The sequence below is a fragment of the Streptomyces malaysiensis subsp. malaysiensis genome (assembly GCF_040653035.1).
GTDB classification, from domain to species: Bacteria; Actinomycetota; Actinomycetes; order Streptomycetales; family Streptomycetaceae; genus Streptomyces; species Streptomyces malaysiensis.
Genome location: NZ_JBEZNG010000048.1, coordinates 20,356 through 43,761 on the forward strand (window position 1 = coordinate 20,356; position 23,406 = coordinate 43,761).

The window sequence follows — 23,406 nt, forward strand, 5'->3', positions numbered from 1 at the left end:
GTGATCACCCACTTCCTGGCTCGAATACGACATATGGCTTATCCGTTTCCAGCTCTGCATAGTCTGGCCGGTTTGAGTTATAAGTCTGCCAGAAGTCTCGGCCGCGTCCACTGCCTTCACCGTCACCCGTTCCTCGTGGCAGGGAATTCTGGACGCTGTGTCGAGTCCTGGATGGGCCGGATAGGATGTAATCCCAGTCAGATGCAGGGTTGGCCGTTCCGCCCGCGCGGCTTCCAACCACAATGATGGGTTGCCCTGCTTTGTCGGCAGCATTTTGAATTCGCCGAGCATCGTTCGGGCTTATGCCAGCCTCTGATGGTGTTCTAGACCCTGGACCACTCCACTTATTGCCGCACTCCGGTGCGAGGCCGAAGGGATCGGCCCACTTGTGGGGGTTGTGGACGTAGGCCGCCGGGTTGGGGGCGGGCGCGAGGCCCAGAGGATCTGGGGAGACGTAGCGGGCCGTTTCCGGGTCGTAGTGGCGGAAGTAGTTGTAGTGGAGGCCGGTTTCCGGGTCGGCGTATTGGCCGGGGAAGCGGAGGGGGCAGTCGGCCGAGCCGGGTGGGGCGGGGAGGGGGGTGCCCCACAGGGTGGTGCGGTGCTGCCAGGCGAGGGTGCCATCGGGGGTGACCAACTCCGTGGGGGTGCCGACCAGGTCCGTGATGATGGCGTGGAAGCGGGCGTCGGTCTCGTCGTGCTCGGTCTGGGTCAGGGGGCGGTGGGTTTCCGGGGCGTAGTCCCACGTCAGCGTCGTGCCGTCGGCCGCCGCCGTCTGCTCCGCCAGGCGGGTGCCGTCCCAGGTGAAGTCGATTCGGTCGGCGGCCGTGCCGTCCTCCGCCAGCCGCTGCTTGGCCGTGCGGCGGCCCAACGGGTCGTACGTGTAGTGCCAGCGGTCGCCGTCCGGGGTTGTCGCGGCTGTCAGGCGGTCTTCCGCGTTCCAGGTGTAGGTCCAGGTGCGGGTCTGGCCGTTGAGGAGTTTGCGGGTGCGGCGGATCAGGCGGCCCTGGGCGTCGTGCTCGTACGACGTGCGGCCCGCGCGGTGGATCACCGTGCCGGTGAACTCCCGGTCGCCGGACGACTCATGGCCCGGGGCCGTGGCGTGCGTGAGGTTGCCCGCCGGGTCATAGGCGTAGGTCTCGGTCCAGCCGTGGGCGTGCACCGCCGTCACCCGGCCGAGCGGGTCGAGGTCGAAGCGGCGGGTGCCGGACGTCAGCTCGCGGATCTCGGTGAGGTGGTCGTCCGGGCGGTAGGCGTACGCCCGGTGTTGCAGCAGCCGCGCCGCGCCGGAAGCGTGGGTCAGCGTCTGGGTCGTCAGGCGGTCCAGGGCGTCCCACGCCTGGGTCAGGGTCACGTCGTCGCCGAAGGTGCGTGTCGTCTCGCGGCCCGCGGCGTCGTAGGCGAAGTGCAGGGAGTTGTCCGCCGTGGTGAGGGACGTGGGGCGGCCGGCCGCGTCGTACGTCCACGCCGACCGCAGGCCGCTCGGGGTGATCCGCTCGGTGCGGTTGCCCGCCGCGTCGTATGCGTACGACGTCGTACGACCGCCCACCGTCTCGGTCAGAACGCGCCCCCGCGCGTCATACGTACGGCTCAGCTCCGTGTCAGGGTTCGCCGCCCGGATCAGACGGCCCGCCGCGTCGTACGCGAACGTCGTCTCCGTGCCATCGGCCTGGCCGACGATGCGCGTGGCGACCGTGCGGCCCAGCGCGTCACGCGTGTAGGTCAGCGCCTCGCCCGCGCCGTTCGCCCGGGATATCAGGCGGCCCGCCGCATCGTGCTCGTACGACAGCGTGCGGCCGTTGAAGTCGGTTTCGGAGGTGAGCCGCCCGGCCCCGTCGTAGGCGTAGGTCCAGCTCAGCCCCTGCGGATTGGTCACCGCCGTCAGCCGCAGCTCGGTGTCGTACGCGAAGGCGTACCTCGCCCCGTCCGGGTCGGTCCGCGTCGCCGGGAGGTCGAAGTGGGTGTGAGTGTGGCGGGTGGTGTTGCCCGCCGGGTCGGTGTGTTCGGTGAGGTTGCCCTCGGCGTCCCAGGCCCAGGTCTCGCGGGTGCCGTCGGGCCGGGTGCGCCAGGCGGGCTTGCCCTCGATGGTCCAGCCCTGGCGGGTGACATGGCCCAGGGGGTCGGTGACGCGGGTGATGCGGCCGTGGGTGCCCCGGCGGACGGTGGTCGTGTTGCCCAGGGCGTCGGTGACCTCCACCGGCAGGCCCGCCGCGTCGCATACGACATGCGTGGTGTGGCCCAGCGCGTCGGTGACCGAGGTCGGGCTCCCCGACTCGTCGTACGTGTAGTGCGTCTCGGCGCCCGCGGGGTCCGTTGTCCGGACGCGGTTGCCCCGTTCGTCATAGGCGTGGCGCCACACGGCGCCGTCCGGCTCGCGGACCTCCAGCGGCAGGCCGTACGCGTCGTACGTGGCCGTGGCCGCCGTGCCGTCCGGGCGGTCGACGCGGATCAGATTGCCGGAGTCGTCGTACGCGTAACGGGTGGTGTGGCCCAGCGGGTCGGTCACCGAGAGCGGTCGACGGGCCGGCCCCGGATCCCATTCGGTGCGGGTGGTGTGGCCCAGGGCGTCGGTGCGGGCCACCGCCCGGTACGCCTCGTCGAAGACATACGTGACGCGGTGGCCGAGCGAGTCGGTGTAGACGGTGGTGCGGGACGCCTCGTCGTAGTGGAAGCGGCCGGTCATCATGTCGTCCGAGCCGATGGTGCGCAGCACCCGGCCCCGGTGGTCATAGACGTATCCGAAGCTGGTGCCGTTGCGGTCGGTCCATGAGGTGACCCGGTGCTGGTCGTCGTAGGTGAACCGCATCGGCTCGGCGGCGGAGTTGAAGACCTCGGTCAGGTCGCCCGCGGCGTTGTAGCCGAAGGAGACCAGCGTGGTGCCCTCGCCCTCCCTGCCGCCGCCGCCGACGCCCAGCAGCCGCAGCCCCGTGATGCGCGACAGCTCCGGATCGGTGTCGATCGCGATGCGATACCCACCGGAGTGCGCCACCTCGCGCGGGGTGCCGTCCTCGTCGTAGCCGAAGGTGATGGACCGGCCGTTGCGGTCCTCGATCGTCTCCAGGGGCAGCTCATTGCCGCCCGTGGGACCGCCCGTGGGACCGCCCTCGGGACCGCCCAGGACGGTCAGCGGAGCGAAGTGCAGCGTGCGGCCCTGCTCGGGCACCTCGACCCGCATCGTGCCGCCCGCCGTGCCGTCCCAGCGCAGCGGCCAGCGCGGACCCCGCGCGGGGTACACGTCCTCCCCGGGCGTCGGCACCCCGTAGCGCAGCACCATCCCGTCGGCCGTGACGAACACGATCCCGTCCGCGTCCAGCTCCAGCCGCTGGTCGAGCGTGGCGGCCCAGGTGCGGCCGAACCAGCCGCCGCAGGTGTGCCCGGAGACGAAGGTGCGCTCCAGGACCAGGGGGAGCGCCCCGGGCAGGGTCACGTCCGTGGCGGGCAGGACCATCTCGCCGGTGGCGACGTCGACCGGGTCGTCCTCGCAGTCCCGGTCGTGGGTGTGGCGGTCGTGGGTGCCCTCGCTGTCCGCGCGGCGGGACGCCTCGCCGTCCCGGCCCAGGGCCTGCTTACGGACCGCCAGCCGCTGGGCGGCGGTCCTGCCGGTCTGGAGCCCCTTGCGCAGGGCGCTCGCACCGCCCGTGGCCAGGGCGAGCAGCAGCGACGGGGTGATCTCGCCCGCCGCGCGCAGCGGGTCCTTGGACCACATGTCCCAGTTGGTGACCGCCTTCGCGAACTCCTTGGGGTGCTGGGCCGCGTAGGCCGCGCCGTCCGCCATACCGGCCAGCTGCATCGCGAAGCCCTTGGCGTCGCCCGTGAGGAGCGAGGCGGGGAGCTCGGCCGCGCCCAGGATTCCGTGGTGGACCTTCCACAGCCCGTCCTTGAAGCCGTCCCCGACCTTCTGCCAGTTGCTCGGCTTGTCGGGGGCCTTCTCCGCCGCCTTGTCGATCTTCTTCTTCGACGCGTCGACGACCAGCTGCAACTCCTCGATCAGCTTGTCCAGCCGACCGATACACCCCTCCATCGAGGAGATGCCAGGATCGGTCTGTGAAGGCTTCTCCGGCAGCTGCTCATCGCCGCGCGTCACCGCGTCGTTGTACGCCTCGACCTTCTTGTTGTGCGCCTTGGACGCCGCCCGTGCCGCGTCCGCGTCCTCGATGATCGGCTCGCAGCGCTTCTGCACCGACCGCAGCTTGGTGGCGTACGCCGCCAGCGCACTGGCCGCATGGGTGAACTGGTCATGGCCGGAGGTGAGTTCCTTCGGCAGCCGGTCGACCGACTTCCGGAACTCGCTCGCGCCCTTGCCCGACCAGTCCGCCAGGTCCAGCGGTCTCAGCTTGTCCTTGCCGTCCTGGAAGGCGCCCGCGTACGCGCGCAGCTCCACCACCAGGTCGTCGATGTCGTCCGGGTTACCGGGGATCAGATCCTTGGGCTTGGCGTCGACCGGTATCCGTATCTGCGGGGCCCGCCCCGCGTCCGGATCGCCCATCAGGACTCGTCCTCGTATTCACTCAGCCACTTGCGGGTCATCTTCGACAACGCCGAATCCTCCGGGCGCTTCTCCATCTCCGGCGCGCCCACGTGCTCCCAGGACCACTTGGCCGCCCCGCCCGAGGGCAGCTTGGCCATGTTCTCGTCCGAGGGCCAGAAGTCCTTCACCCGCAGCAGATCAGCCAGCATGTATCCGGCTATCGCCTCGTACAGCCGCTCCACCACCACATCCGCGTGATCCGCCAGCTCGCCCATGCCGAAGCCCCACGCCTCGATGAACCCCTTGCCGGACTGGAGGAGTTCGGGCGCGCCACAGTGCTGGAGATAGGCGGTCAGCTTCTCCTGGCCGTTCTTCACCGACCGGGCCCCGACCACCGACTCCTCCAGCGGGGTGATCAAGCCCTGCACGGAGGCGATCTCGATCTTGTAACCGTCGGCGCCCTCATTGCCGCCGTATTTGCCGTCTTCGCCGCCCTCGCTGGGGGCGCGGTTCGCATTCCAGGCGTCAGGATCCGCCACCGTCGGCCCTCTCCTCGGGGTCTTCCGCTTCCTGGCCTCGCGCTTGCCGGTGCTCGGCTCCGGGGCTCTCCGTGCCGGGGCTCTCCGTGCCGGGGCTCTCCGTGCCGGGGTGCTCCGCTCCGGGGCCCTCCGCGTCGCGCAGCGTCCGCGCGTCCAGCAGGAAGGGGCGCTCACCCAGGGGATCCACCAACGCCCGTACGCCCTCGGGCAGCAGGCCCACCAGGTCCTCGGCCGTCGTGGACGCCCAGCCGCACGCCCCCGCGAAGCGCGCGAGCCCTTCGAGCGAGGTGAAGACCGGCACGAACGGGCCGTCTTCGGCGGTCTCCGAGACCAGGAAGCCCGGGTCCTCGGGCCGCTGGAAGTACAGCCGAGCTCCCCGGAGCGCCGCCCACTTCTCCGGCTCCGACATCCGCGCGGCGGTCTCCTGGCGGACGAGGTCCGCCAGCGTTGTCCGGCCGCCCTGACCAGGCGGCCTGCCGCCCCCTCCGCCAAACATGAGGGCTATCTTCACACAGTTGGCCGACACCACGGGTGACCGGCACGCGGCTCGGTGTGATGAGACGACAGGGCCGCCCCGGTTGTCCGGGACGGCCCCTGGAGAGCGTTCCACGCGGGGTCAGGTCCGCGGGGTCAGATCCGCGCGGTCCACCGGCCGGAAGTCACCCGGCACCGCCGAGCCACTTCAGCCCGTCGAGCAGGAACCGGTTCTGTGTCGCGCTGTCGAAGGTGGACGACAGGGGGGTGTTGTGCTCGTAGTCCATCGCGTTGTGCCCGAAGTTCGCGTACAGCATCTTGTACTTGCTGTTCGTCCACAGGATCGGGTAATAGCCGTCGTACCAGGTCTGGTTGGGGTCGGTGCCGAGCGGGAAGCTGCTCGGGTCGACGGAGGCCAGGATCTTGATGTCCGGGTTCTGCCGGAGGTCCTTCGACCAGCTGTACCACTCGCTGACCGACGAGGTGAAGGTGGCGGGCAGCGCCTTGGTGGACGGATGGGTGCGGTCCTCGACCCGCAGGGTGGCCGTGGTCGGCCCCCAGGTGTTGGACTTGAAGTTGCCGCTGCCGAGGAACTGATCGTGGTACCAGGGCCAGTTCTGCGCCTCGGTGGTGAAGGCCGCCACATGGAACCCCATCCAGGCGCCGCCCGCACGCATATAGCGCTCGAACCCTGACCGCTGGGCGGCGGTCTGCGGCAGGTCGTCCAGGAACAGCACTACCTTGTAGTCGTCCACCCTGCCGTCGGCGAGCTGGTTCCAGTCGTTGCTCGCCGTATAGGTGAAGCCGTTCTGGGCCGCCTGCTGGGGGAACCAGTCGTTCGCCTCATGGACGAAGTTGATGTGCGCGGCGTCCCAGGTCCCGTTGTAGAGGGCCAACACCTTGAACGGCGCGGCCGCGCCGCGCGCCGTCGCGTGGACGGGGGCCACCGCCAGCCCCAGCAGCGTGGCCAGCAGCACCAGCAGCCGTATGGCCACGGATGGCGTCCTGAACGATCTGATGTCTCCGCTTTTCCGCATGCGTGCTCCTCGCTGTAACGGATGATGCCGCTGTCACGGGTGGGGGAACTGGACACTGACGGCCCATGCCGACACGGCTGCGGAGCGGGTTGTTCACCACCGCAGAGTCATGGCTTTCGCAGCTGGGCGATGCGTGAACTTAAAGGTCTGAACCAGACTCGTCAAGAGTTAAGGCAAGAGTTGAAACAAGGGGTGAGGCAAGGGGTGAAGCAAGGGGCGCCGCCCGGTGTGGGACCCGGTGGGGCGGCTCGGGGCGCCGGAGGGGCCGTGCCCGGCCTCAGGCGTTGCGTTCGGCGGCGCGGGCGAGGCTCTGCTCGATGCGCTCCAGGACGTCGATGGCCTCGGTCTGCTGATCCGGGGTCAGATCGTCGGTGACGCCGCGCTCGAGCTCCGCCCAGATCTGTTCCACCTCGTGGCGCAGGGCGAGGCTGGCGGTGGTGGGTTCGATGATGGTGACGCGCTTGTCGTCGGCGCAGGGGCAGCGGCGGACGAAGCCGGCGTGCTCCAGGCGGCGGATGGTGCGGGTCATGGTGGCGGCGTCGGAGCCGAGCAGGCGGACCAGGTCGGTCTGGCGCTGGGGGCCGCGGTCCCAGAGCTGCATCATGACCAGTTCCTGGCCGGTGTGGAGGCCGACGCGGCGCAGCAGCTGCCCGGCGAGCATGCGGTGCAGACGGGCCACCCGGAAGATCGCGTGGCTCATGGCGCCGGCCCGGACGGAGGCCGGCATCGGCACCCCGGCCGCCGCCGTCGCGGCCTCGGCCGGCGCCTTCCCGGCCATGTGTCTCGGCTCGCTCATATGCCCTTCGCCGTCTCTCGCCGCGGTTTGTAGCTGCTCGAACAGGTACCAGCCTAGCGCGGCTCCTTGTGGACCGGGTGGAGGCGGGTGCTCGGATGCCGCCGCCCCAAGTGCGCTCATGGTGACGCAGCTCACAGTCGCCCGGGAATGAGTTGCCATCACTTACTTGTTCGGGCAGGTAATTGGTCACCGCGCCGTGCGGCGGCCTCCGTTGGACAAGGAAAGTGATCATGGCGACGGCATTCGACCCGTACGACCTGAGCGGCACCCGCCTGACCAACCGCATCGCGATGGCCCCGATGACCCGCAGCCGCGCCCACGGCCCGGGAGCGAGCCCGACGGATCTGATGGCGACCTACTACGCGCAGCGGGCGAGCGCCGGGCTCGTCGTCACCGAGGGCATCCAGCCCTCGGTGGTCGGGCAGGGCTACCCCGACACCCCCGGTCTGCACTCGGCCGACCAGGTCGCGGCCTGGCGGAAGGTGACCGACGCCGTGCACCGCGAGGGCGGGGTGATCTTCGCGCAGCTGATGCACACCGGCCGCATCGGCCACCCCGCCCTGCTGCCGGACGGCCTGGTGCCGGTCGCCCCGTCCGCGGTGGCGCCGCAGGGGCAGGTGTTCACCCATGAGGGCCCCAAGGACTTCATCACCCCCAGGGAACTGACCGAGGCCGAGATCGTCCGTACCGTCGAGGACTTCGCGGCCGCGGCGCGCAACGCGGTCGCCGCCGGGTTCGACGGGGTGGAGATCCACGGGGCGAACGGCTATCTGGTCCACCAGTTCCTCGCCTCCAACGCCAACCGGCGCACCGACGCCTGGGGCGGCTCGGCCGACGGCCGGATCCGCTTCGCGGTCGAGGTGGCGACCGCGGCGGCCGAGGCCATCGGCGGGGACAAGGTGGGCTTCCGCCTCTCACCGGGCAACCCCTTCAACGACATCGCCGAGGAGGGACTTCAGGAGACCTACGGCGCCCTGGTGGCTCGGCTGGCCCCGCTGGGCCTGGCCTATCTGCACCAGATGGAGGCGCCGGGCGTACGCGACCTGACCGTACGCCTGCGCAAGGAGTGGCCCGGCACCTTCATCCTCAACCCGTTCACCGGCAGCGAGCCCACCGGGCCCGGTGAGCTGAAGCTGGTGGAGGACGGCACGGCCGACCTGATCGCCTTCGGCGCGCTGTTCTTGGCCAACCCCGACCTTCCGGCGCGCCTCGCCGCCGGCGGCCCGTACAACACCCCCGACCCCACCGCCTTTTACGGTGGCGATCACCGCGGCTACACCGACTACCCGACCCTCGGCTGAATCCGCGCCCGCGTGAGGCGAGGCGGCGTGCCGCCGACACTGGGCCCGGATGCCGAGCCGGACAGGCACCGGGTTTCTGTAGGAAGTCAACAGGGAGGGGCACCTGCCCCTGTGGGCGCCGGATTCCTCCTCGACGGCCTCGGACCGATAGTTTGCGGGGGTAGGGGACGGCACGCGCTGTGACGTCCTGCACGACTTCGACGCAACGTCGACGTCGACACAGAGACATCGACGCAGATCGACAAGAGAAGGTGGTCCCTTGAGCCGCTCGGTTCTCGTCACCGGAGGCAACCGCGGCATCGGCCTCGCCATCGCCCGTGCCTTCGCCGACGCTGGCGACAAGGTCGCCATCACCTACCGGTCCGGTGAGCCGCCGGCCGGCTTCCTCGCCGTCCAGTGCGACATCACCGAGCCGGAGCAGGTCGAGCAGGCGTACAAGGAGATCGAGGAGAAGCACGGCACGGTCGAGGTCCTGGTGGCCAACGCCGGGGTCACCCGTGACCAGCTGCTGATGCGGATGACCGAGGAGGACTTCACCGCCGTCCTCGAAACCAACCTCACCGGTACGTTCCGCGTGGTCAAGCGGGCCAACCGGGGGATGCTGCGGGCCCGTAAGGGGCGCGTGGTGCTGATCTCGTCGGTCGTCGGGCTGATGGGTTCGGCCGGTCAGGCGAACTACGCCGCGTCCAAGGCCGGCCTGGTGGGCTTCGCCCGCTCCCTCGCCCGTGAGCTGGGCTCGCGCAACATCACCGTCAATGTGGTCGCGCCCGGTTTCGTCGACACGGACATGACGCGCGCGCTCAGCGACGATCAGCGCGAGAACATTGTGAAGCAGGTACCGCTCGCGCGTTACGCGCAGCCCGAGGAGATCGCCGCCTCGGTCCGCTTCCTGGCCTCCGACGAGGCCGCGTACATCACCGGAGCCGTCATCCCTGTCGACGGCGGATTGGGCATGGGTCACTGAACGTCATGAGTGGAATTCTCGCCGGTAAGCGCATCCTGGTCACGGGCGTCATCACCGAGTCGTCCATCGCCTTCCACGCCGCCAAGCTGGCCCAGGAGGAGGGCGCCGAGGTCATCCTCACCGGCTTCGGCCGGGTCTCCCTCGTGGAGCGGATCGCCAAGCGGCTGCCCAAGCCCGCCCCGGTCATCGAGCTGGATGTGCAGAACCAGGAGCAGCTGGACGGCCTGGCCGACAAGGTGCGCGAGCACCTGGGCGAGGGTGTCGGCCTCGACGGCGTGGTGCACTCCATCGCCTTCGGCCCGCAGGGCGCGTTCAACTTCCTCGGCGGCACCTGGGAGGACGTCGGCACGGCCGTGCATGTCTCGGCCTACTCCCTCAAGGCGCTCACCATGGCGTGCCTGCCGGTGATGCCGCGCGGCGGCTCGATCGTCGGCCTGACCTTCGACGCCCAGTTCGCCTGGCCGAAGTACGACTGGATGGGCGTGGCCAAGGCCGCGCTGGAGTCCACCAGCCGCTACCTCGCCCGCGACCTCGGCGAGCAGAACGTGCGCTGCAACCTGGTCTCGGCCGGGCCTATCAAGTCCATGGCCGCGAAGTCCATCCCCGGCTTCGAGGAGCTCGCGGACGTGTGGAACCACCGGGCCCCGATCGGCTGGGACCTCACCGACCCGGAGCCGGCCGGCCGCGGTGTCGTGGCCCTGCTCTCCGACTGGTTCCCGCGCACCACCGGCGAGATCGTGCATGTCGACGGCGGTGTGCACATGATGGGCGCCTGAGCCCACGGCGTTTCCGCGCGACGGCCGCCGTCCCACCCCGCGAACCAGCGGGTCCGGGGCGGCGGCCGTTCCGCGTGCGCGTTCACCCGTACGGGGGAGCAGGACGCGCGTATGGGTGGTGGATCCACGCACTGTGGAGACACGACGACGAACCGACTCACCGACCGGAGCGCCGGCGCCAGCGGCACGGCCGAGGAGGTCCCGCATGCGTACGACCCGCCGTGTCGCGGCCGCGCTGCTGCTCGTCGCCACGGTGGGTCTGGTCATCGCCGCCTCCAGCTCCGCCGCACAGGAACGGCCCCGGCCGCGCGAGGCCGCGTGCAGCACCTCGGTACGCGGCTCGCACGCCACCACCGACTGCTTCAATCCCAATCCCGGCGCCGACCGGGTGCAGCTGCACGTCGAATGCGCCCGTTGGTGGGACCCCGACATGGACACCCGCCCGGTGGAGGTCGGTCCGGCCGAACATGTGCGGCTCGCCGAGCGCTGCTGGAAGGAGATACGGAAAGCCTGGGTGAGCCATCACCGCTGAGCGCCGGGTCCCATCTGAGCGCCACCCGCTTCCGGCCGCCCCCGGTCGCTCAGCAGCCGCGGAAGCGACAGCCGAACGGATGGGTGCTGGCCTCGGCCGCCGCCCGCTCCCCGTCGCCCTCCCGGATCGCCTCCACCAACCGTCCGTGGTCCACATACGCGTCCGGGCCCATCCCGCCGCCCACGTCCGCGCGCAGGAAGTCCCGTACGACCGCGCCCAGGTCCGCGTACAGCTCCTCCAGCACATCGTTGTGCGACGCGGCCACGACCGCCATGTGCAAGGTGGCGTCCGCCTCGACGAAGGCGTCCGGATCGCCCCCCTCCCAGGCCCGCTCGCGCCGGTCCAGCTGTGCGTCCAGCTGCTTGAGGTCCTGCTCGGTACGGCGCTCCGCGGCCAGCCGGGCCGCCTTGGTCTCCAGGGCGCTGCGCAGCTCGGCCACATGGCGGGGGTCGGCGGCGGCGAAGCGGCGGTGCATCACCCCGGCCAGTTCGCTGGTCGCCAGCACATAGGTGCCCGAGCCCTGGCGGATGTCCAGCAGCCCGTTGTGCGCGAGGGCGCGCACGGCCTCCCGTACGGTGTTGCGCGCCACCCCCAGCTGCTCGACCAGCTCGGGCTCGGTGGGAATCCGCGAGCCCACCGGCCATTCGCCCGAGGTGATCTGGGCGCGCAGCTGGGCGATCACCTGGTCGGCGAGGGCGGAACGCCGGGGCGAGGTCAGCGGCATGACTCTCCTGTGCGTACGACTGTGCGTGCGGCGGACACGGCCCGAAGTGGGCGAACGGGCCTTTCCATCATGATGCCGTCCGGGTGTCACCGGGTGGTCGTTCGCCACTGGACGAGCATTCATCCCATGATTCTATGATGGTCGGCATGCATACGTCCCCGTCTGACGATCTCGCGACGCTCGACACCGCCGCCTCCGCGCCCAGCCCGGCGGAACCGGGAGGACCGCGCCGCGCGGCCTCGCCATGGCGCGGCCGCGTCATGGCGGCGGGGCTCTTGCTCGCCGCGCTCAACCTCCGCCCCGCGGTCACCACCCTCGGCCCACTGCTCGAGGAGGTCCGGGACGGCCTCGGGATGAGCGGCACCGTCGCCGGAGTGCTCACCTCCGTGCCCCCGGCGTGCTTCGCGCTCTTCGGTTTCACCGCGCCCCGGCTGGCCCGGCGCTGGGGGCCGGGCGCCGTCGTGTGCGCCGGGCTCGCCGCCATCGCCGCCGGTCTGCTGCTGCGCCCCTTCGCCGGCGGGACCGTGGTCTTCCTGGCGGCCAGCGCGCTGGCCCTGGCCGGGATCGCGGTGAGCAACGTCCTGATGCCGGTGATCGTCAAGCGCTGGTTCCCGGACCGGGTCGGCGCGATGACCGGGCTGTACTCGATGGGCCTGTCGCTGGGCACGGCCGTCGCCGCCGCGGTCACCGTGCCGATGACCGACGCGCTGGGCGGCTCCTGGCGGGCCGGGCTCGGGGTGTGGGCGCTGCTCGCCGCCGTGGCGCTGGTGCCCTGGCTGTTCCTCGCCCGCGACCGTACGAGCGGCGCGGAGAGTGGCCCGGAGGCGAACGGCCCGGGGGCGAACGGTCCGGTCGCGAGCGCCTCGGTGGCGAGCGCCTCGGAGGCGGGCGGCTCCGAGACAGGCGGCGGTACGGGCACGCGCACGGGCACGGATACCGATACGGGCGCCCCGGCCGCGGTCGCCGAGACCGCCGCCGCCCCGGCCGACGGGCCCGCGATCCGCATCGCCCGCTCCCCGCTGGCCTGGGCGATGGCCGTCTTCTTCGGCTTCCAGGCCACCGCCGCGTACATCTCCATGGGCTGGATGCCGCAGATCTTCCGGGACGCCGGGGTCTCCGCCTCCACCTCCGGTCTGCTGCTGGCCGTGATGATGGCGATGGGCGTGCCGCTCGCCTTCGTCCTGCCGCGGATCGCCGCCCGGCTGCGGCATCAGGGCGTCCTGGTCGTCATCCTCGGTGTCCTCGGGCTCGTCGGTTATGGCGGGCTGTGGCTGGCCCCGGCGGAGGGCGCCTGGCTGTGGGCCCTGCTGCTCGGCGTCGCCAACTGCGCCTTCCCGCTGGCCCTCACCATGATCGGCATGCGGACGAGGACCCACGCGGGCGTGGTCCGGCTGTCGGCCTTCGCGCAGAGCGTCGGCTATCTGCTGTCCATCCCGGGCCCGCTGCTGGTCGGCGTGCTCTACCAGCACAGCGGCGGCTGGGGGCAGCCCCTCGCGCTGATGGCCGGGTTCATGGTGCCGCAGATCGTCGCGGGCGTACTGGCCGGACGCGACCGCACCCTCGAGGACGAGGGCTGATCGGTGCCGCGTACCGGGGGTGGGACACTGGTGCCATGCCAGTGCTCGATGAGAACCCCCCGAACGGCCAGAAGAAGCTCCTCATCATCTTCGGCGTGATGCTGGGCATCACCGCGATCATCGCCGTGATCGCCACCCTCGCCTCGCCCTGACCTGGTGCGGAGGAGCGGATGGTGGGGCTGGCCCCACCATCCCTTAGGGGGCTGGGCTCAGGGGTAACTGGGTGGCTCACCGGATGGGAGCGGCGCCGCACGCTCCGTACCGTCGAACCAACGACACGTTCGGCGATCCGGAGGCGATCCCATGTCCGCCCGCACGCGTACCCGGTCCGTACACCCGTCGGTCAGCGGCGTGGACGCCCGGCTGCCGTGGTGGGCCGTCGCTCTGCCGGCGGTGGCCTTCGGGGCGTTGCTGCTTCTGCTCACCGGGCCCACCGCCGCCCATGCCGAGAGCGGCGGCTCCGGGCCGGTCTCGCAGGTCGTGCAGTTGGTGCACCGGGCCTTCGGGGACGCGGTGGGGTGAGCACCGTAGGCCGTGGTGATCAGCCGTGTCCGCCGGTATCGCGGGTGTGCTCACGTTTGACGAGGTCGTTCCAACACCCTGCGCCTCCTGCACCGATTCATGCGAAGCTGGGACGCATGAGCGTCGATGTGCCCCGCAGGATTGTCCTCCTTCGACACGCCAAGGCCGACTGGCCCCAGGTGGCCGACCATGAGCGCCCGCTCGCGGAGCGCGGCCGCAAGGACGCCCCGATCGCCGGGCGCCGGATCGCGGAGGCCGGTCTCACCCCCGAACTCACCCTCTGCTCCACCGCGCTGCGCACCCGCGAGACCTGGAAGCTGGTGGTCCATGAGCTGCCGCGGCGCCCCAAGACCGTCTACGAGGAGCGGCTGTACGACGCCCCGGTCGGTCAGCTCATCGAGGTGATCAACGAGACCGCCGACGACATCACCGACCTGATGGTCCTCGGCCACAACCCCGGGATGCACGGCCTCGCCGACGCGCTGGCGGGCGAGGCCGACGAGGGTGCCAAGGAGCGCATGGACCGCGGTGCCTTCCCCACCTCCGCGTTCGCGGTCGTGACCTTCAGCGGTTCGTGGAAGTCGGTCGAGCTCGGCTGCGGACGTCTCACCAGCTTCTGGGCGCCCCACGAGTGATCCCCGGGTGATGCCCCGGGCGTGATCCCGGCGCACCGGCCCCCGCTCCGCCGTCGTACGTCGTCGGGGAGCCGGGGGCCGGTGCGCGTCGGGGCCGGTGCGCGTCGCGGGCGCGTTCAAGCCCTCGTGGGTCAGTCCTCGTGCGCCAGTTCTCGTGGGTCAGTCCTCGTGTGCGTCCGCCGCCTCGACCTCGTCGCGGGTCACGCCCAGCAGATACAGCACGGTGTCGAGGAACGGCACGTTCACGGCGGTGTGCGCGGCCTCCCGGACCACCGGCTTGGCGTTGAAGGCGACGCCGAGCCCGGCCGCGTTCAGCATGTCCAGGTCGTTGGCCCCGTCGCCGATCGCGACCGTCTGCACCAGCGGAACCCCCGCCTCGGCGGCGAAGCGCCGCAGCAGCCGGGCCTTGCCCGCCCGGTCCACCACCTCGCCGATCACCCGGCCGGTCAGCTTGCCGTCCACGATCTCCAGGGTGTTGGCGGAGGCGAAGTCCAGCCCAAGACGCTCCTTGAGATCGTCGGTGACCTGTGTAAAGCCGCCGGAGACCACGCCCACCTGATAGCCGAGGCGCTTGAGGGTGCGGATCAGCGTACGGGCGCCGGGCGTGAGCCGGACCTCGGCGCGCACCTTCTGCACCACGGACTCGTCGATCCCGGCCAGCAGCGCGACCCGTGCGTGCAGCGACTGCTCGAAGTCCAGCTCACCGCGCATCGCCCGGGCCGTGACCTCGGCGACCTCGGCCTGACAGCCCGCATGCGCGGCGAAGAGCTCGATCACCTCGTCCTGGATCAGGGTGGAGTCCACGTCCATGACCACCAGTCGCTGGGCCCGGCGCTGGAGCCCCGACGCCACCACGGCCACATCGACGCCGATGTCGGCGGCCTCGATGGCCAGCGCGGTGCGCAGCGGTTCCGTCTCGGCGCCGGACACCTCGAACTCCACGGCCGTCACCGGATACTTCGCCAGCCGGAAGATGCGGTCGATATTGCCGCCGGTGCCGGTGATCCGGGAGGCGATGGCGGCCGTCGACTCGGCGGTCAGCGGATTGCCCAGCACGGTGACGTGCGAGCGGCCCGTGCCACGCGGCCGGTTGTCGCCCCGGCCGGAGATGATCTCGGCCTGGAGCCGCATCGACTCCGCCCAGCTGTGCACGGTGGCCCGCAGATCGCCCTCCGCCCCATCGGCCTTGGGGGCCGTGACCAGGACGCACAGCACGATACGGCCCCGGGTGACGACCTGCTCTATGTCGACTATGTGCACGCCGTAGGCGGCCAGGGTGTCGCAGAGCCCGGCGGTGATACCGGGACGGTCCTTGCCGAAGATCTTGACAAGGAGGGTGGGGACATCATCGTCCGGGACGGCGGTGACAGGGGGGATCCGCGATGCGCTCATGGTCCTCCCACCGTATCCGGCTGTTCGCGCGCCGCGCGCGGCAGCCCGCACCGTGGACGGCAAGCCGAGGCGGAACGTTCATGTCCCGGTCGCCGTGAGGTCACCCCTCGCATGATCGGCGAGGTCATGGGCCGCGCCCGCCGTCGTGGCCCTCGCCCTCCCCGCCCTCCTCCCCTTTCGCCCCTGCCTCTCCGTCCTGCCGCCGCGTGGCGGCCGCGGCGGCCGCCACGTCCTCGCGCGCGAGCGCCGCGGCCCGGCGGCCCGCCGCGCCCGTGGCCCAGGCCGCGAACGCTCCGGCGGCCCCCGCCGCCGCGCCCCACCCCGCACCCAGGGCCAGTGCGAGCGGAGCGTTCCCGTGCAGCTCCAGCCCGGCCCCGAAGGCGTCGAAGCCGAGCACCGACAGGCTCGCCCCCGCCGAGACCCGGGTCAGCCCCACCAGCAGCGGCAGCGCGACCGCGGTCACCACGCCCAGCCGCAGCGCACACCACCCCGCGAAGGCGAGCGGCCGCGGGCTCCCCACGGGCGTACGGGCCGCGGTGAGCACCCCGGCGGTGAGCATCAGCAGCACGCTCGCGGCCACGAGCAGCCAGACCCGTCCGTCGAGCTCGGCCAGCCGCGCCACCGTGATCCGCTCCCCGCCCGGCCCGGCGAGCAGACCGTCCACGGGATCGGGCAGCACCCGCCTCAGCGCGCCGCTCGCCCTGCCGTACCAGGGGACGAACAGCCCCAGCGGTACGCCGATCCACACCCCGTTGGGCGCGCCGAGCAGCGCCGACCCGAGCACCAGCCCTGGACGGTCGTCCCCGACCGCCGCGTAGATCCCGGCCACCAGGCCCGCGCCGACCGCGAGCACCAGCGCCCCGCACATCGCCGACACCGCCGGCCGGACCGTGCGGTGCAGCGCCCGCGCGCCCGGCGGCAGCGGTGTACGGCGCGAGGCCAGCAGCGCGAGCAGCAGGACGGCGACGACCCACACCGCGCCGCCCAGCACCGAACGGCCCGGCGCCACGGTGAAGCCGACGGACGCCTTGGCGTCGACGAGCTCGGCCAGCCGGTCCGGCAGCAGCCCGCCGCCGATCTCCGCGATATCGCCCAGCTGCTCGGGGAGTCGGCTCAGCAGATCCTGCTCGGTGGCCCGTCTGTCCAGGCCGTGGAGGACGAGCGTGGCGCCGTCGATCGTGACCGTATCGTTGCCCACCCAGGTCAGCCCGGCGAGCAGCAGCAGGAAGAGCACGGCCACCAGGCCCGCGCGCACGGCGAGTTCGGCCCGGCCGATCACCGCCCCCGCGACCCGTAACGACCGTACGAACAGCCATCCCAGAAGCAGCGCACCGACCAGGCTCACCCCGAGCGGCGCGAGGTCGATGGCGGCGTGGGCCTGGGCGCCCCCCAGCCCGAAGGCGGACACATCGCCATAAGGAGTGACGGAACCTCCGACCGCCAGCACCGTCGCCGCGGCGGTCATCGGCCCGAGCGCGCCCGCGCCATCGGCGCCGATCAGATGCAGACCGAGCGCGGCGATCCCGGCCATGGCCAGAAACGCCCAGCTCACCGTCGCGATCGCGGAGAGGAGGGCGGGTCCCCAGGGCCCTCGTCCGCCACCGCTCGCGCTCATATCGCCGACTCCCCGATCATCGCGAGTTGCCCGGATAAACCATGATCCGCACTATCCGTCAGCCATTACCACTTTCCGAGGGCCTTTCGGATGAGTCAACGACGCCCGAGATGCGCTCTTGTCAAAGCCCGACTTCCGATGAAGGGACTGAGCCTGAAATAGTTCCTCACGATGTTCGCCATCCCTAGACTCCCTGTGTCAGGGGGGAACTCGGGGGACAACTAGTGGGGCATGGAGTGCCGGAACTCGTACTGGAATTGAACGGACAGACCTGGACACTTGATCCGTCGAGGTCGTACAGCCTGGGGCGTGACCCGCAGGGCGACATGGTGCTGGACGACGCCAGGGTCTCCTGGCGACATGCCACGGTGCGCTGGGGCGGGCGCAGTTGGATCATCGAGGATCAGGGTTCCACCAACGGCACCTATGTACAGGGCCAGAGAATTCAACAGGTGGAAATCGGCCCTGGTTCGGCCGTCCATCTCGGCAATGCCACCGACGGCCCCAGGCTCAGCGTCTCCGGCAGCGGTGCCTCGATGGGCGCCGCGGGCGCATACGGTCAGCAGGGGGCGATGGGCATGCCCCAGCAGGCCCAGCAGCCTCAGCAGCCCCCCGCCCAGCAGCCGCCTCAGCAGCCCGGCCCCGGCGGTTGGCCGCAGCCGGGCGGGCAGCCGCCCCAGGCGCAGCCCCAAGGCTGGCAGCAGCAGCCTCAGGCGTTCATCCCGCAGCAGCAGGCGCCCCATCAGCAGCCGCAGCAGGCGCCCCCGCAGCAGCAGCCCCAGGCCCCGCAGGGCAATCTCGCGCAGAACGTCCCCGGCGCCGGCCCCTCCGGCTCCTCCGGCCCGGCAGGCGCCGCGCCCGGCCAGGGCGACCGCAGCCCGACCACCTTCCACCAGCTGGCCGCCGGCCGGGTGATGCGCATCGGCCGTGCGCTGGAGAACGACCTGGTCGTCTCCGACCTCCAGGTCTCGCGCCACCACGCCGAGTTCCAGGCGCTGCCCGACGGCCGCTTCGAGATACGTGACCTCGGCAGCCACAACGGCACCTATGTCAACGGTCAGCCGGTCCGGCAGCAGATCATCGGCCCGTCCGACACCGTCGGCGTCGGTCACTCCACCTTCCGGCTGGTCGGCGACCGTCTCGAGGAGTTCGTCGACACCGGTGAGGTCTCCTTCTCGGCCCGCCATTTGACGGTGACGGTCGACGGCGGCAAGCAGATCCTCAAGGACGTCTCCTTCGGCGTCCCGGAGAAGTCCCTCGTCGCGGTCATCGGCCCGTCCGGCTCCGGCAAGTCCACCCTGCTGAAGGCGCTCACCGGCTACCGCCCGGCCAACCAGGGCGATGTCCTCTACGACAACCGGAACCTCTACAAGCAGTTCGCCGAGCTGCGCCAGCGCATCGGTCTGGTGCCCCAGGACGACATCCTCCACAAGGAGCTGACCGTCCAGAAGGCCCTGCGCTACGCCGCCAAGCTCCGGTTCCCCGGTGACACCGCCGAGGCCGAGCGCGAGGCCCGGATCGACGAGGTGCTGCGCGAGCTCAAGCTGGACATCCACCGGGAGAAGAAGGTCACCGCGCTCTCCGGCGGTCAGCGCAAGCGGGTCTCGGTCGCGCTGGAGCTGCTCACCAAGCCGTCGCTGATCTTCCTGGACGAGCCGACCTCGGGTCTCGACCCGGGCATGGACCGCGATGTGATGCAGCTGCTGCGCGGTCTCGCCGACGACGGCCGCACCGTGCTGGTGGTCACCCACTCGGTCGCCGAGCTGGCGCTGTGCGACAAGCTCCTGGTGATGGCGCCGGGCGGCTCGGTGGCCTACTTCGGCCCGCCGGACGAGGCGCTCAACTTCTTCGGCTACGACAGTTGGGCGGATGTCTTCTCGGCGTTCGAGAACTACCGCGACTACGACTGGGCGGGCCGCTGGCGCGGTTCGCAGCACTACCAGATGTACGCGGCGGACCTCGACTCCGTGGCCCCGCAGTCGGTCCATGTCCAGGCCCCGCCGACCCGGATGCAGAAGCCGCAGAGCTGGGGCTCGCAGCTGTGGACGCTGATCCGCCGCTATCTGTCGGTGATCGGTTCCGACCGGGGCTTCATGGGTCTGATGGTGATCCTGCCCGCCGTGCTGGGGGCGGTGAGCGTCGTCATCCCGGCGAAGTTCGGCCTCCAGTTCGCGCCGAAGGGCTCGTTCAACCAGGCCGCCGGGACGATCCTGCTGATCCTCGTGGTCGGTATGTGTTTCACCGGAGCGGCCAACTCCGTACGAGAACTGATCAAGGAGCGGGTCATCTACGAACGGGAACGGGCCGTCGGCCTCTCCCGCTCGGCGTATCTGATGTCCAAGGTGATCGTGCTCGGCGTGATCACCGCCCTCCAGGGCGTCATCATCTGCGCGATCGGCCTCTCTACGCGGAAGCTGCCCGAGGAGGGGCTGCTGATGCCGCCGGCCGCCGAGCTGTGCCTGGCCGTGATCGCGATCGGCTTCACCTCGATGATGTTCGGCCTGGTCATCTCCTCGCTGGTGAAGACCGCCGAGAAGACGATGCCGCTGCTGGTGATGTTCGCCATCGTGCAGGTGGTCTTCACCGGTGTGCTGTTCAAGATCTTCGGATCCCCGGGTGTGGAGCAGTTCGCCTGGCTGATGCCGTCCCGCTGGGCGGTCGGCGCGGCCGGTGCCACGCTGGACCTGGGTCCGGGCTCCGGCCACATGATGGCGCCGTGGGACGGCAAGCAGCCCCTGGACACCGACCCGCTGTGGGAGCACACCACGACCCAGTGGGGCATCGACATGGTCGCGCTGGTCGTCCTGGGCATCGTGTGCGGCTTCGTGGTCGCACGGCTGCTGCGCCGCCATGAGCCGGAGGTCATGCGCAAGTAGCCGCCACCACCGTCGGGGACAAGGGCGACGGCACCCCTCGCACACAGGGGGTGCCGTCGCCCTTCGGCGTCGTAACGCCGGGTTCCGCACAGGCCGTTGAGGTTCGGTACCAGCGGTACGGGGGTCAGTACGGGCCGTTCACGTTGTCCATCGAGCCGTATCGCGCGGCCGCGTAGTTGCAGGCGGCGGTGATGTTCGCGACCGGGTCGTAGGGGTCCCAGGAGGTGCCCTCGACGTGGTACGTCTTGAAGGTCGGGGCTATTACCTGGAGCAGGCCCTTGGAGGGCACGCCGTTGCGGGCGTTGATGTCCCAGAGGTTGATGGCGCGCGGGTTGCCGCCGGACTCGCGGATGATGTTGCGGTGGATTCCCTGGTAGCTACCGGGAATGCCCTTCGCCTTCATGATGTCGAGGGATTCGCGGATCCAGCCGTCGAGGTTGTCCGGGTAGGTCTTCTTCGTGTCGGCGACCGTCTCGATACGAGCGGCGGAGCGGCTCGCGGCCTGCTTGACGGCGCGCTCCTTGGCGGCCTTCGCCTCAGCGGCCTTGGCCGCGGCGGCCTCTTCCGCCGCCTTCTTCTTGGCCGCCTCTTCCGCGGCCTTCTTCTTCGCGGCCTCCGCCGCGGCCTTCTTCTCCGCGGCTTCTTCCTTGGCCTGCTTGTCGGCGAGGGCGGACTGTTTGACCAGGGCCTCGTGGTGGGCCTGGGCGTCGGCCTTCTGAGAGGTGAGGGCGACCGGCTTGTTCGGCAGGTCCTGGGCCGTGGTCTTGGCGCCGGCGTCACCACCGGGGACGACCGCGAAGGCTATGGCGGCCGCACCGGCGGCCGCGATACCGGCGGCGGAGTACTTGTGCGTCTTGGTGAGACGGTTGTAACCGGGGATGCTGGGCAGGGGCATGGCGGAGTAGACCTCTTCCAATCGCTTGTGTCGCAGGCCAAATCGGCGCGCAGAGCGCCGTTTCATGGATCTACGGCGCCGTGCGACTGGGGGAAATTCTTAGCTGCCGCAAAAAGTTGTCGCAAAGGCGTGACATACGATGCTGCTTAGTGGATAAGTAGGCCGCTCATGCCCGTGCGGACGGCCGTCATCCCCGCTCAGTCGCCTATGAAACGTCCACTAAGCACGTTCGTAAGTGATTTAAGTCGTGTGTCAGGGCTCACATCGCGGAGCTTCTCATATTGCGCGCTGTGCCCACGCAAATGCTCAGGGTGTTTGTTTTTTCCACCCTTGTAACAGCCCCTTTGGGGGTCCGGTGTGCGCCGTTCGACCTAGGGCTCAGGTCTTATCAGGTGGCCGCCGACCGGCCGATATGCCCTCCGGATGGCGGTCGGTAACGTAATGCTCATGACGAAAGGACGGGCCGGCGGGCCCGAGGCCGGGCTGAGTCGGGTGAGCGGTGCGCTGCTCGCCATGAGCCGACATCTGGAAGTCCGTGATGTCCTAAAGACCATCGTTGTGTCCGCCCGTGAGCTGCTCGATGCGGAGTATGCCGCTCTGGGGGTTCCGGACGACCACGGAGGTTTCGCCCAGTTCGTAGTAGATGGGGTGAGTGAGGAGCAGTGGAAGGCCATCGGACCGCTGCCCCGGCAGCACGGCATTCTCGCCGCGATGCTCAAGGACGCCACCCCGCAGCGACTCGCCGATGTGCGACTGGATGCCCGTTTTGAGGGATGGCCATCAGCTCATCCCGTTATGTCTGATTTCTTGGGTCTTCCTATTGCCGACGGCGATGAAGTTCTCGGCGCGGTATTCCTCGCCAACAAGCGATGCCCCAAGCCCGAGGGCGGCTGCGGATTCACCGCCGAGGACGAGGAACTGCTGTCCATCCTGGCCCAGCACGCCGCCATCGCCCTGACCAACGCCCGGCTCTACGAGCGCAGCCGCGAGCTCACCATCGCCGGGGAGCGGGCCAGGCTCGCCCATGAGTTGCACGACGCGGTCTCCCAGAAGCTCTTCTCGCTGCGGCTGACCGCCCAGGCGGCCGCGGCTCTGGTGGACCGCGACCCCGTCCGCGCCAAGGAGGAGCTCCAGCAGATCGCGCTGCTCGCCGCCGAGGCCGCCGACGAACTGCGCTCCGCCGTCGTGGAGCTGCGCCCCGCCGCCCTCGACGAGGACGGCCTCGTGGCGACGCTGAGGACACAGGTGCAGGTGCTCGACCGGGCCCACTCCGCCCATGTCACCTTCGCCTCCCGCGGCGTACGCGCGCTGCCCGCGGCCCAGGAGGAAGCGGTGCTGCGAGTGGCCCAGGAGGCCCTGCACAACGCGCTGCGCCACGCCGGAGCGCGGCAGGTCGACGTCACCCTCGCCCGGCGCGGCCAGGGCGCCCGGCTCCGGGTCGCCGACGACGGCAGGGGGTTCGACCCCTCGGCCGTACGGCGCGCCGGACGCCACCTCGGGCTGGTGTCGATGCGGGACCGGGCCGGCGGTGTCGGCGGCGGTCTGACCGTGGAGTCGGCGCCCGGCAAGGGCACCGTGATCGAGATGGAGGTGCCCGGTGGCTGACCCGGGACGGATTCGGGTGCTGCTCGTCGACGACCACCAGGTGGTGCGGCGCGGCCTGCGGACCTTCCTTCAGGTCCAGGACGACATCGAGGTGGTCGGCGAGGCGGCGGACGGCGAGGAGGGTGTCGCCCGCGCCGAGGAGCTGCGTCCCGATGTCGTCCTGATGGATGTGAAGATGCCCGGCCTGGACGGTATCGAGGCGCTGCGCACCCTGCGCGACCTCGACAACCCCGCCCGGGTGCTGGTCGTGACCAGCTTCACCGAGAAGCGCACCGTGGTCCCCGCCCTGCGCGCGGGCGCCGCGGGCTATGTCTACAAGGACGTGGACCCCGAGGCGCTCGCCCGCGCCATCCGGTCCGTCCACTCCGGGCATGTGCTGCTCCAGCCCGAGGTGGCCCTCGCGCTGCTCTCCCAGGAGGAGGGCGGCGGTCAGGGGCGCGGCTCGCTCACCGAGCGCGAACGCGAGGTGCTCGCGCTGATCGCGGACGGCCGGTCCAACCGGGAGATCGCCCGTGCGCTGGTGCTGTCCGAAAAGACCGTGAAAACCCATGTGTCCAACATTCTGATGAAGTTGGACCTCTCCGACCGCACCCAGGCCGCGCTTTGGGCGGTACGGCACGGAATCGGGGCATGAACAGCCTTTCTCCGTGAAATCACACCAACGTGTGGGGATCACTCGAA

The 23,406-nt window shown here is 70.6% G+C and carries 19 protein-coding genes and 1 pseudogene; 11 read left to right on the forward strand and 9 right to left on the reverse strand.

Features of this window, described 5'->3' with window-relative positions:
- Nucleotides 1-4: 4 nt before the first annotated feature.
- From AB0E24_RS44120 to AB0E24_RS44140, 5 genes and pseudogenes are all read right to left on the reverse strand, one after another.
- Nucleotides 5-4,483 (reverse strand): putative T7SS-secreted protein, encoded by a 4,479-nt coding sequence (locus AB0E24_RS44120; protein ID WP_359385548.1) that lies wholly within the window; start codon nucleotides 4,481-4,483, stop codon nucleotides 5-7.
- Nucleotides 4,483-5,004: a hypothetical protein gene (locus tag AB0E24_RS44125; RefSeq protein WP_069874643.1), complete on the reverse strand. Its 522-nt coding sequence runs from the start codon at nucleotides 5,002-5,004 to the stop codon at nucleotides 4,483-4,485. The genes AB0E24_RS44120 and AB0E24_RS44125 overlap by 1 nt, the downstream gene beginning before the upstream one ends.
- Entirely contained in the window at nucleotides 4,991-5,500 is a 510-nt protein-coding gene (locus AB0E24_RS44130) for an SseB family protein (RefSeq protein ID WP_347235040.1), read from the reverse strand. Before AB0E24_RS44130 ends, AB0E24_RS44125 begins: the two co-directional genes overlap by 14 nt.
- A 169-nt stretch (nucleotides 5,501-5,669) precedes the next feature.
- Nucleotides 5,670-6,515: pseudogene (locus AB0E24_RS44135) on the reverse strand (ThuA domain-containing protein); the annotation flags it as partial.
- 277 nt (nucleotides 6,516-6,792) lie between these two features.
- Nucleotides 6,793-7,293, reverse strand: coding sequence for a MarR family winged helix-turn-helix transcriptional regulator (locus AB0E24_RS44140; protein ID WP_430541498.1), 501 nt, complete (start codon nucleotides 7,291-7,293; stop codon nucleotides 6,793-6,795).
- Nucleotides 7,294-7,541: 248 nt separating this feature from the next.
- On the opposite strand from AB0E24_RS44140, the gene AB0E24_RS44145 reads away from it, so the two are divergent.
- From AB0E24_RS44145 to AB0E24_RS44160, 4 genes are all read left to right on the forward strand, one after another.
- The gene (locus AB0E24_RS44145) at nucleotides 7,542-8,612 is read left to right on the forward strand and encodes an alkene reductase (RefSeq protein WP_359385550.1); all 1,071 of its coding nucleotides are present in this window, start codon (nucleotides 7,542-7,544) and stop codon (nucleotides 8,610-8,612) included.
- Nucleotides 8,613-8,871: 259 nt separating this feature from the next.
- Complete coding sequence (gene fabG, locus AB0E24_RS44150) at nucleotides 8,872-9,576, forward strand: 3-oxoacyl-[acyl-carrier-protein] reductase (protein WP_093699816.1); 705 nt, start codon at nucleotides 8,872-8,874, stop codon at nucleotides 9,574-9,576.
- Between the two features lie 5 nt (nucleotides 9,577-9,581).
- Entirely contained in the window at nucleotides 9,582-10,352 is a 771-nt protein-coding gene (fabI, locus tag AB0E24_RS44155; protein ID WP_069874655.1) for an enoyl-ACP reductase FabI, read from the forward strand.
- Between the two features lie 205 nt (nucleotides 10,353-10,557).
- Entirely contained in the window at nucleotides 10,558-10,884 is a 327-nt protein-coding gene (locus AB0E24_RS44160) for a hypothetical protein (protein WP_069874657.1), read from the forward strand.
- A 49-nt stretch (nucleotides 10,885-10,933) separates the two neighbouring features.
- On the opposite strand, the gene AB0E24_RS44165 is transcribed toward AB0E24_RS44160, so the two are convergent.
- On the reverse strand, nucleotides 10,934-11,608 hold the full coding sequence (locus AB0E24_RS44165) for a FadR/GntR family transcriptional regulator (RefSeq protein ID WP_069874660.1): 675 nt from the start codon (nucleotides 11,606-11,608) through the stop codon (nucleotides 10,934-10,936).
- Nucleotides 11,609-11,745: 137 nt separating this feature from the next.
- On the opposite strand from AB0E24_RS44165, the gene AB0E24_RS44170 reads away from it, so the two are divergent.
- The 4 genes from AB0E24_RS44170 (at nucleotide 11,746) to AB0E24_RS44185 (ending at nucleotide 14,342) form a co-directional block, all read left to right on the forward strand.
- Nucleotides 11,746-13,185, forward strand: coding sequence for a CynX/NimT family MFS transporter (locus AB0E24_RS44170; RefSeq protein WP_435865393.1), 1,440 nt, complete (start codon nucleotides 11,746-11,748; stop codon nucleotides 13,183-13,185).
- Nucleotides 13,186-13,220: 35 nt separating this feature from the next.
- On the forward strand, nucleotides 13,221-13,337 hold the full coding sequence (locus AB0E24_RS44175; protein WP_252100358.1) for an SGM_5486 family transporter-associated protein: 117 nt from the start codon (nucleotides 13,221-13,223) through the stop codon (nucleotides 13,335-13,337).
- Nucleotides 13,338-13,488: 151 nt separating this feature from the next.
- Nucleotides 13,489-13,707: a hypothetical protein gene (locus AB0E24_RS44180; protein WP_079257147.1), complete on the forward strand. Its 219-nt coding sequence runs from the start codon at nucleotides 13,489-13,491 to the stop codon at nucleotides 13,705-13,707.
- Nucleotides 13,708-13,823: 116 nt separating this feature from the next.
- Nucleotides 13,824-14,342: a SixA phosphatase family protein gene (locus AB0E24_RS44185; RefSeq protein ID WP_069874667.1), complete on the forward strand. Its 519-nt coding sequence runs from the start codon at nucleotides 13,824-13,826 to the stop codon at nucleotides 14,340-14,342.
- Between the two features lie 159 nt (nucleotides 14,343-14,501).
- Here AB0E24_RS44185 and serB read toward each other — a convergent pair whose 3' ends face one another.
- Nucleotides 14,502-15,734 carry a phosphoserine phosphatase SerB gene (gene serB, locus AB0E24_RS44190; protein ID WP_079257145.1) on the reverse strand — a complete coding sequence of 411 codons (1,233 nt, stop codon included), beginning with the start codon at nucleotides 15,732-15,734 and terminating at the stop codon, nucleotides 14,502-14,504.
- A 124-nt stretch (nucleotides 15,735-15,858) separates the two neighbouring features.
- A complete protein-coding gene (locus AB0E24_RS44195; RefSeq protein ID WP_359385556.1) occupies nucleotides 15,859-17,349 on the reverse strand; it encodes a streptophobe family protein in 1,491 nt (496 codons plus the stop codon).
- 224 nt (nucleotides 17,350-17,573) lie between these two features.
- On the opposite strand from AB0E24_RS44195, the gene AB0E24_RS44200 reads away from it, so the two are divergent.
- Nucleotides 17,574-20,225 (forward strand): ABC transporter ATP-binding protein/permease, encoded by a 2,652-nt coding sequence (locus tag AB0E24_RS44200; RefSeq protein WP_079153814.1) that lies wholly within the window; start codon nucleotides 17,574-17,576, stop codon nucleotides 20,223-20,225.
- A 124-nt stretch (nucleotides 20,226-20,349) separates the two neighbouring features.
- Here the strand turns inward: AB0E24_RS44200 and AB0E24_RS44205 are convergent, their stop codons facing one another.
- Nucleotides 20,350-21,120 (reverse strand): transglycosylase SLT domain-containing protein, encoded by a 771-nt coding sequence (locus tag AB0E24_RS44205; protein ID WP_093702970.1) that lies wholly within the window; start codon nucleotides 21,118-21,120, stop codon nucleotides 20,350-20,352.
- Nucleotides 21,121-21,561: 441 nt separating this feature from the next.
- Here AB0E24_RS44205 and AB0E24_RS44210 point away from each other — a divergent pair, with 441 nt between their 5' ends.
- Both AB0E24_RS44210 and AB0E24_RS44215 read left to right on the forward strand, forming a co-directional pair.
- Nucleotides 21,562-22,725, forward strand: coding sequence for a GAF domain-containing sensor histidine kinase (locus tag AB0E24_RS44210; protein ID WP_176743114.1), 1,164 nt, complete (start codon nucleotides 21,562-21,564; stop codon nucleotides 22,723-22,725).
- The gene (locus tag AB0E24_RS44215; protein ID WP_069874680.1) at nucleotides 22,718-23,359 is read left to right on the forward strand and encodes a response regulator; all 642 of its coding nucleotides are present in this window, start codon (nucleotides 22,718-22,720) and stop codon (nucleotides 23,357-23,359) included. Before AB0E24_RS44210 ends, AB0E24_RS44215 begins: the two co-directional genes overlap by 8 nt.
- Nucleotides 23,360-23,406: the final 47 nt, after the last annotated feature.

Coding starts and splice junctions, on each gene's coding strand:
- AB0E24_RS44120 (WP_359385548.1), bottom strand. CDS start 4,483: ATGGGCGATCCGGACGCGGGGCGGGCCCCGCAGATACGGATACCGGTC.
- AB0E24_RS44130 (WP_347235040.1), bottom strand. CDS start 5,500: ATGTTTGGCGGAGGGGGCGGCAGGCCGCCTGGTCAGGGCGGCCGGACA.
- AB0E24_RS44140 (WP_430541498.1), bottom strand. CDS start 7,293: ATGGCCGGGAAGGCGCCGGCCGAGGCCGCGACGGCGGCGGCCGGGGTG.
- AB0E24_RS44145 (WP_359385550.1), top strand. CDS start 7,542: ATGGCGACGGCATTCGACCCGTACGACCTGAGCGGCACCCGCCTGACC.
- fabI (WP_069874655.1), top strand. CDS start 9,582: ATGAGTGGAATTCTCGCCGGTAAGCGCATCCTGGTCACGGGCGTCATC.
- AB0E24_RS44160 (WP_069874657.1), top strand. CDS start 10,558: ATGCGTACGACCCGCCGTGTCGCGGCCGCGCTGCTGCTCGTCGCCACG.
- AB0E24_RS44165 (WP_069874660.1), bottom strand. CDS start 11,608: ATGCCGCTGACCTCGCCCCGGCGTTCCGCCCTCGCCGACCAGGTGATC.
- AB0E24_RS44170 (WP_435865393.1), top strand. CDS start 11,746: ATGGTCGGCATGCATACGTCCCCGTCTGACGATCTCGCGACGCTCGAC.
- AB0E24_RS44175 (WP_252100358.1), top strand. CDS start 13,221: ATGCCAGTGCTCGATGAGAACCCCCCGAACGGCCAGAAGAAGCTCCTC.
- AB0E24_RS44180 (WP_079257147.1), top strand. CDS start 13,489: ATGTCCGCCCGCACGCGTACCCGGTCCGTACACCCGTCGGTCAGCGGC.
- AB0E24_RS44185 (WP_069874667.1), top strand. CDS start 13,824: ATGAGCGTCGATGTGCCCCGCAGGATTGTCCTCCTTCGACACGCCAAG.
- serB (WP_079257145.1), bottom strand. CDS start 15,734: ATGAGCGCATCGCGGATCCCCCCTGTCACCGCCGTCCCGGACGATGAT.
- AB0E24_RS44195 (WP_359385556.1), bottom strand. CDS start 17,349: ATGAGCGCGAGCGGTGGCGGACGAGGGCCCTGGGGACCCGCCCTCCTC.
- AB0E24_RS44205 (WP_093702970.1), bottom strand. CDS start 21,120: ATGCCCCTGCCCAGCATCCCCGGTTACAACCGTCTCACCAAGACGCAC.
- AB0E24_RS44210 (WP_176743114.1), top strand. CDS start 21,562: ATGCTCATGACGAAAGGACGGGCCGGCGGGCCCGAGGCCGGGCTGAGT.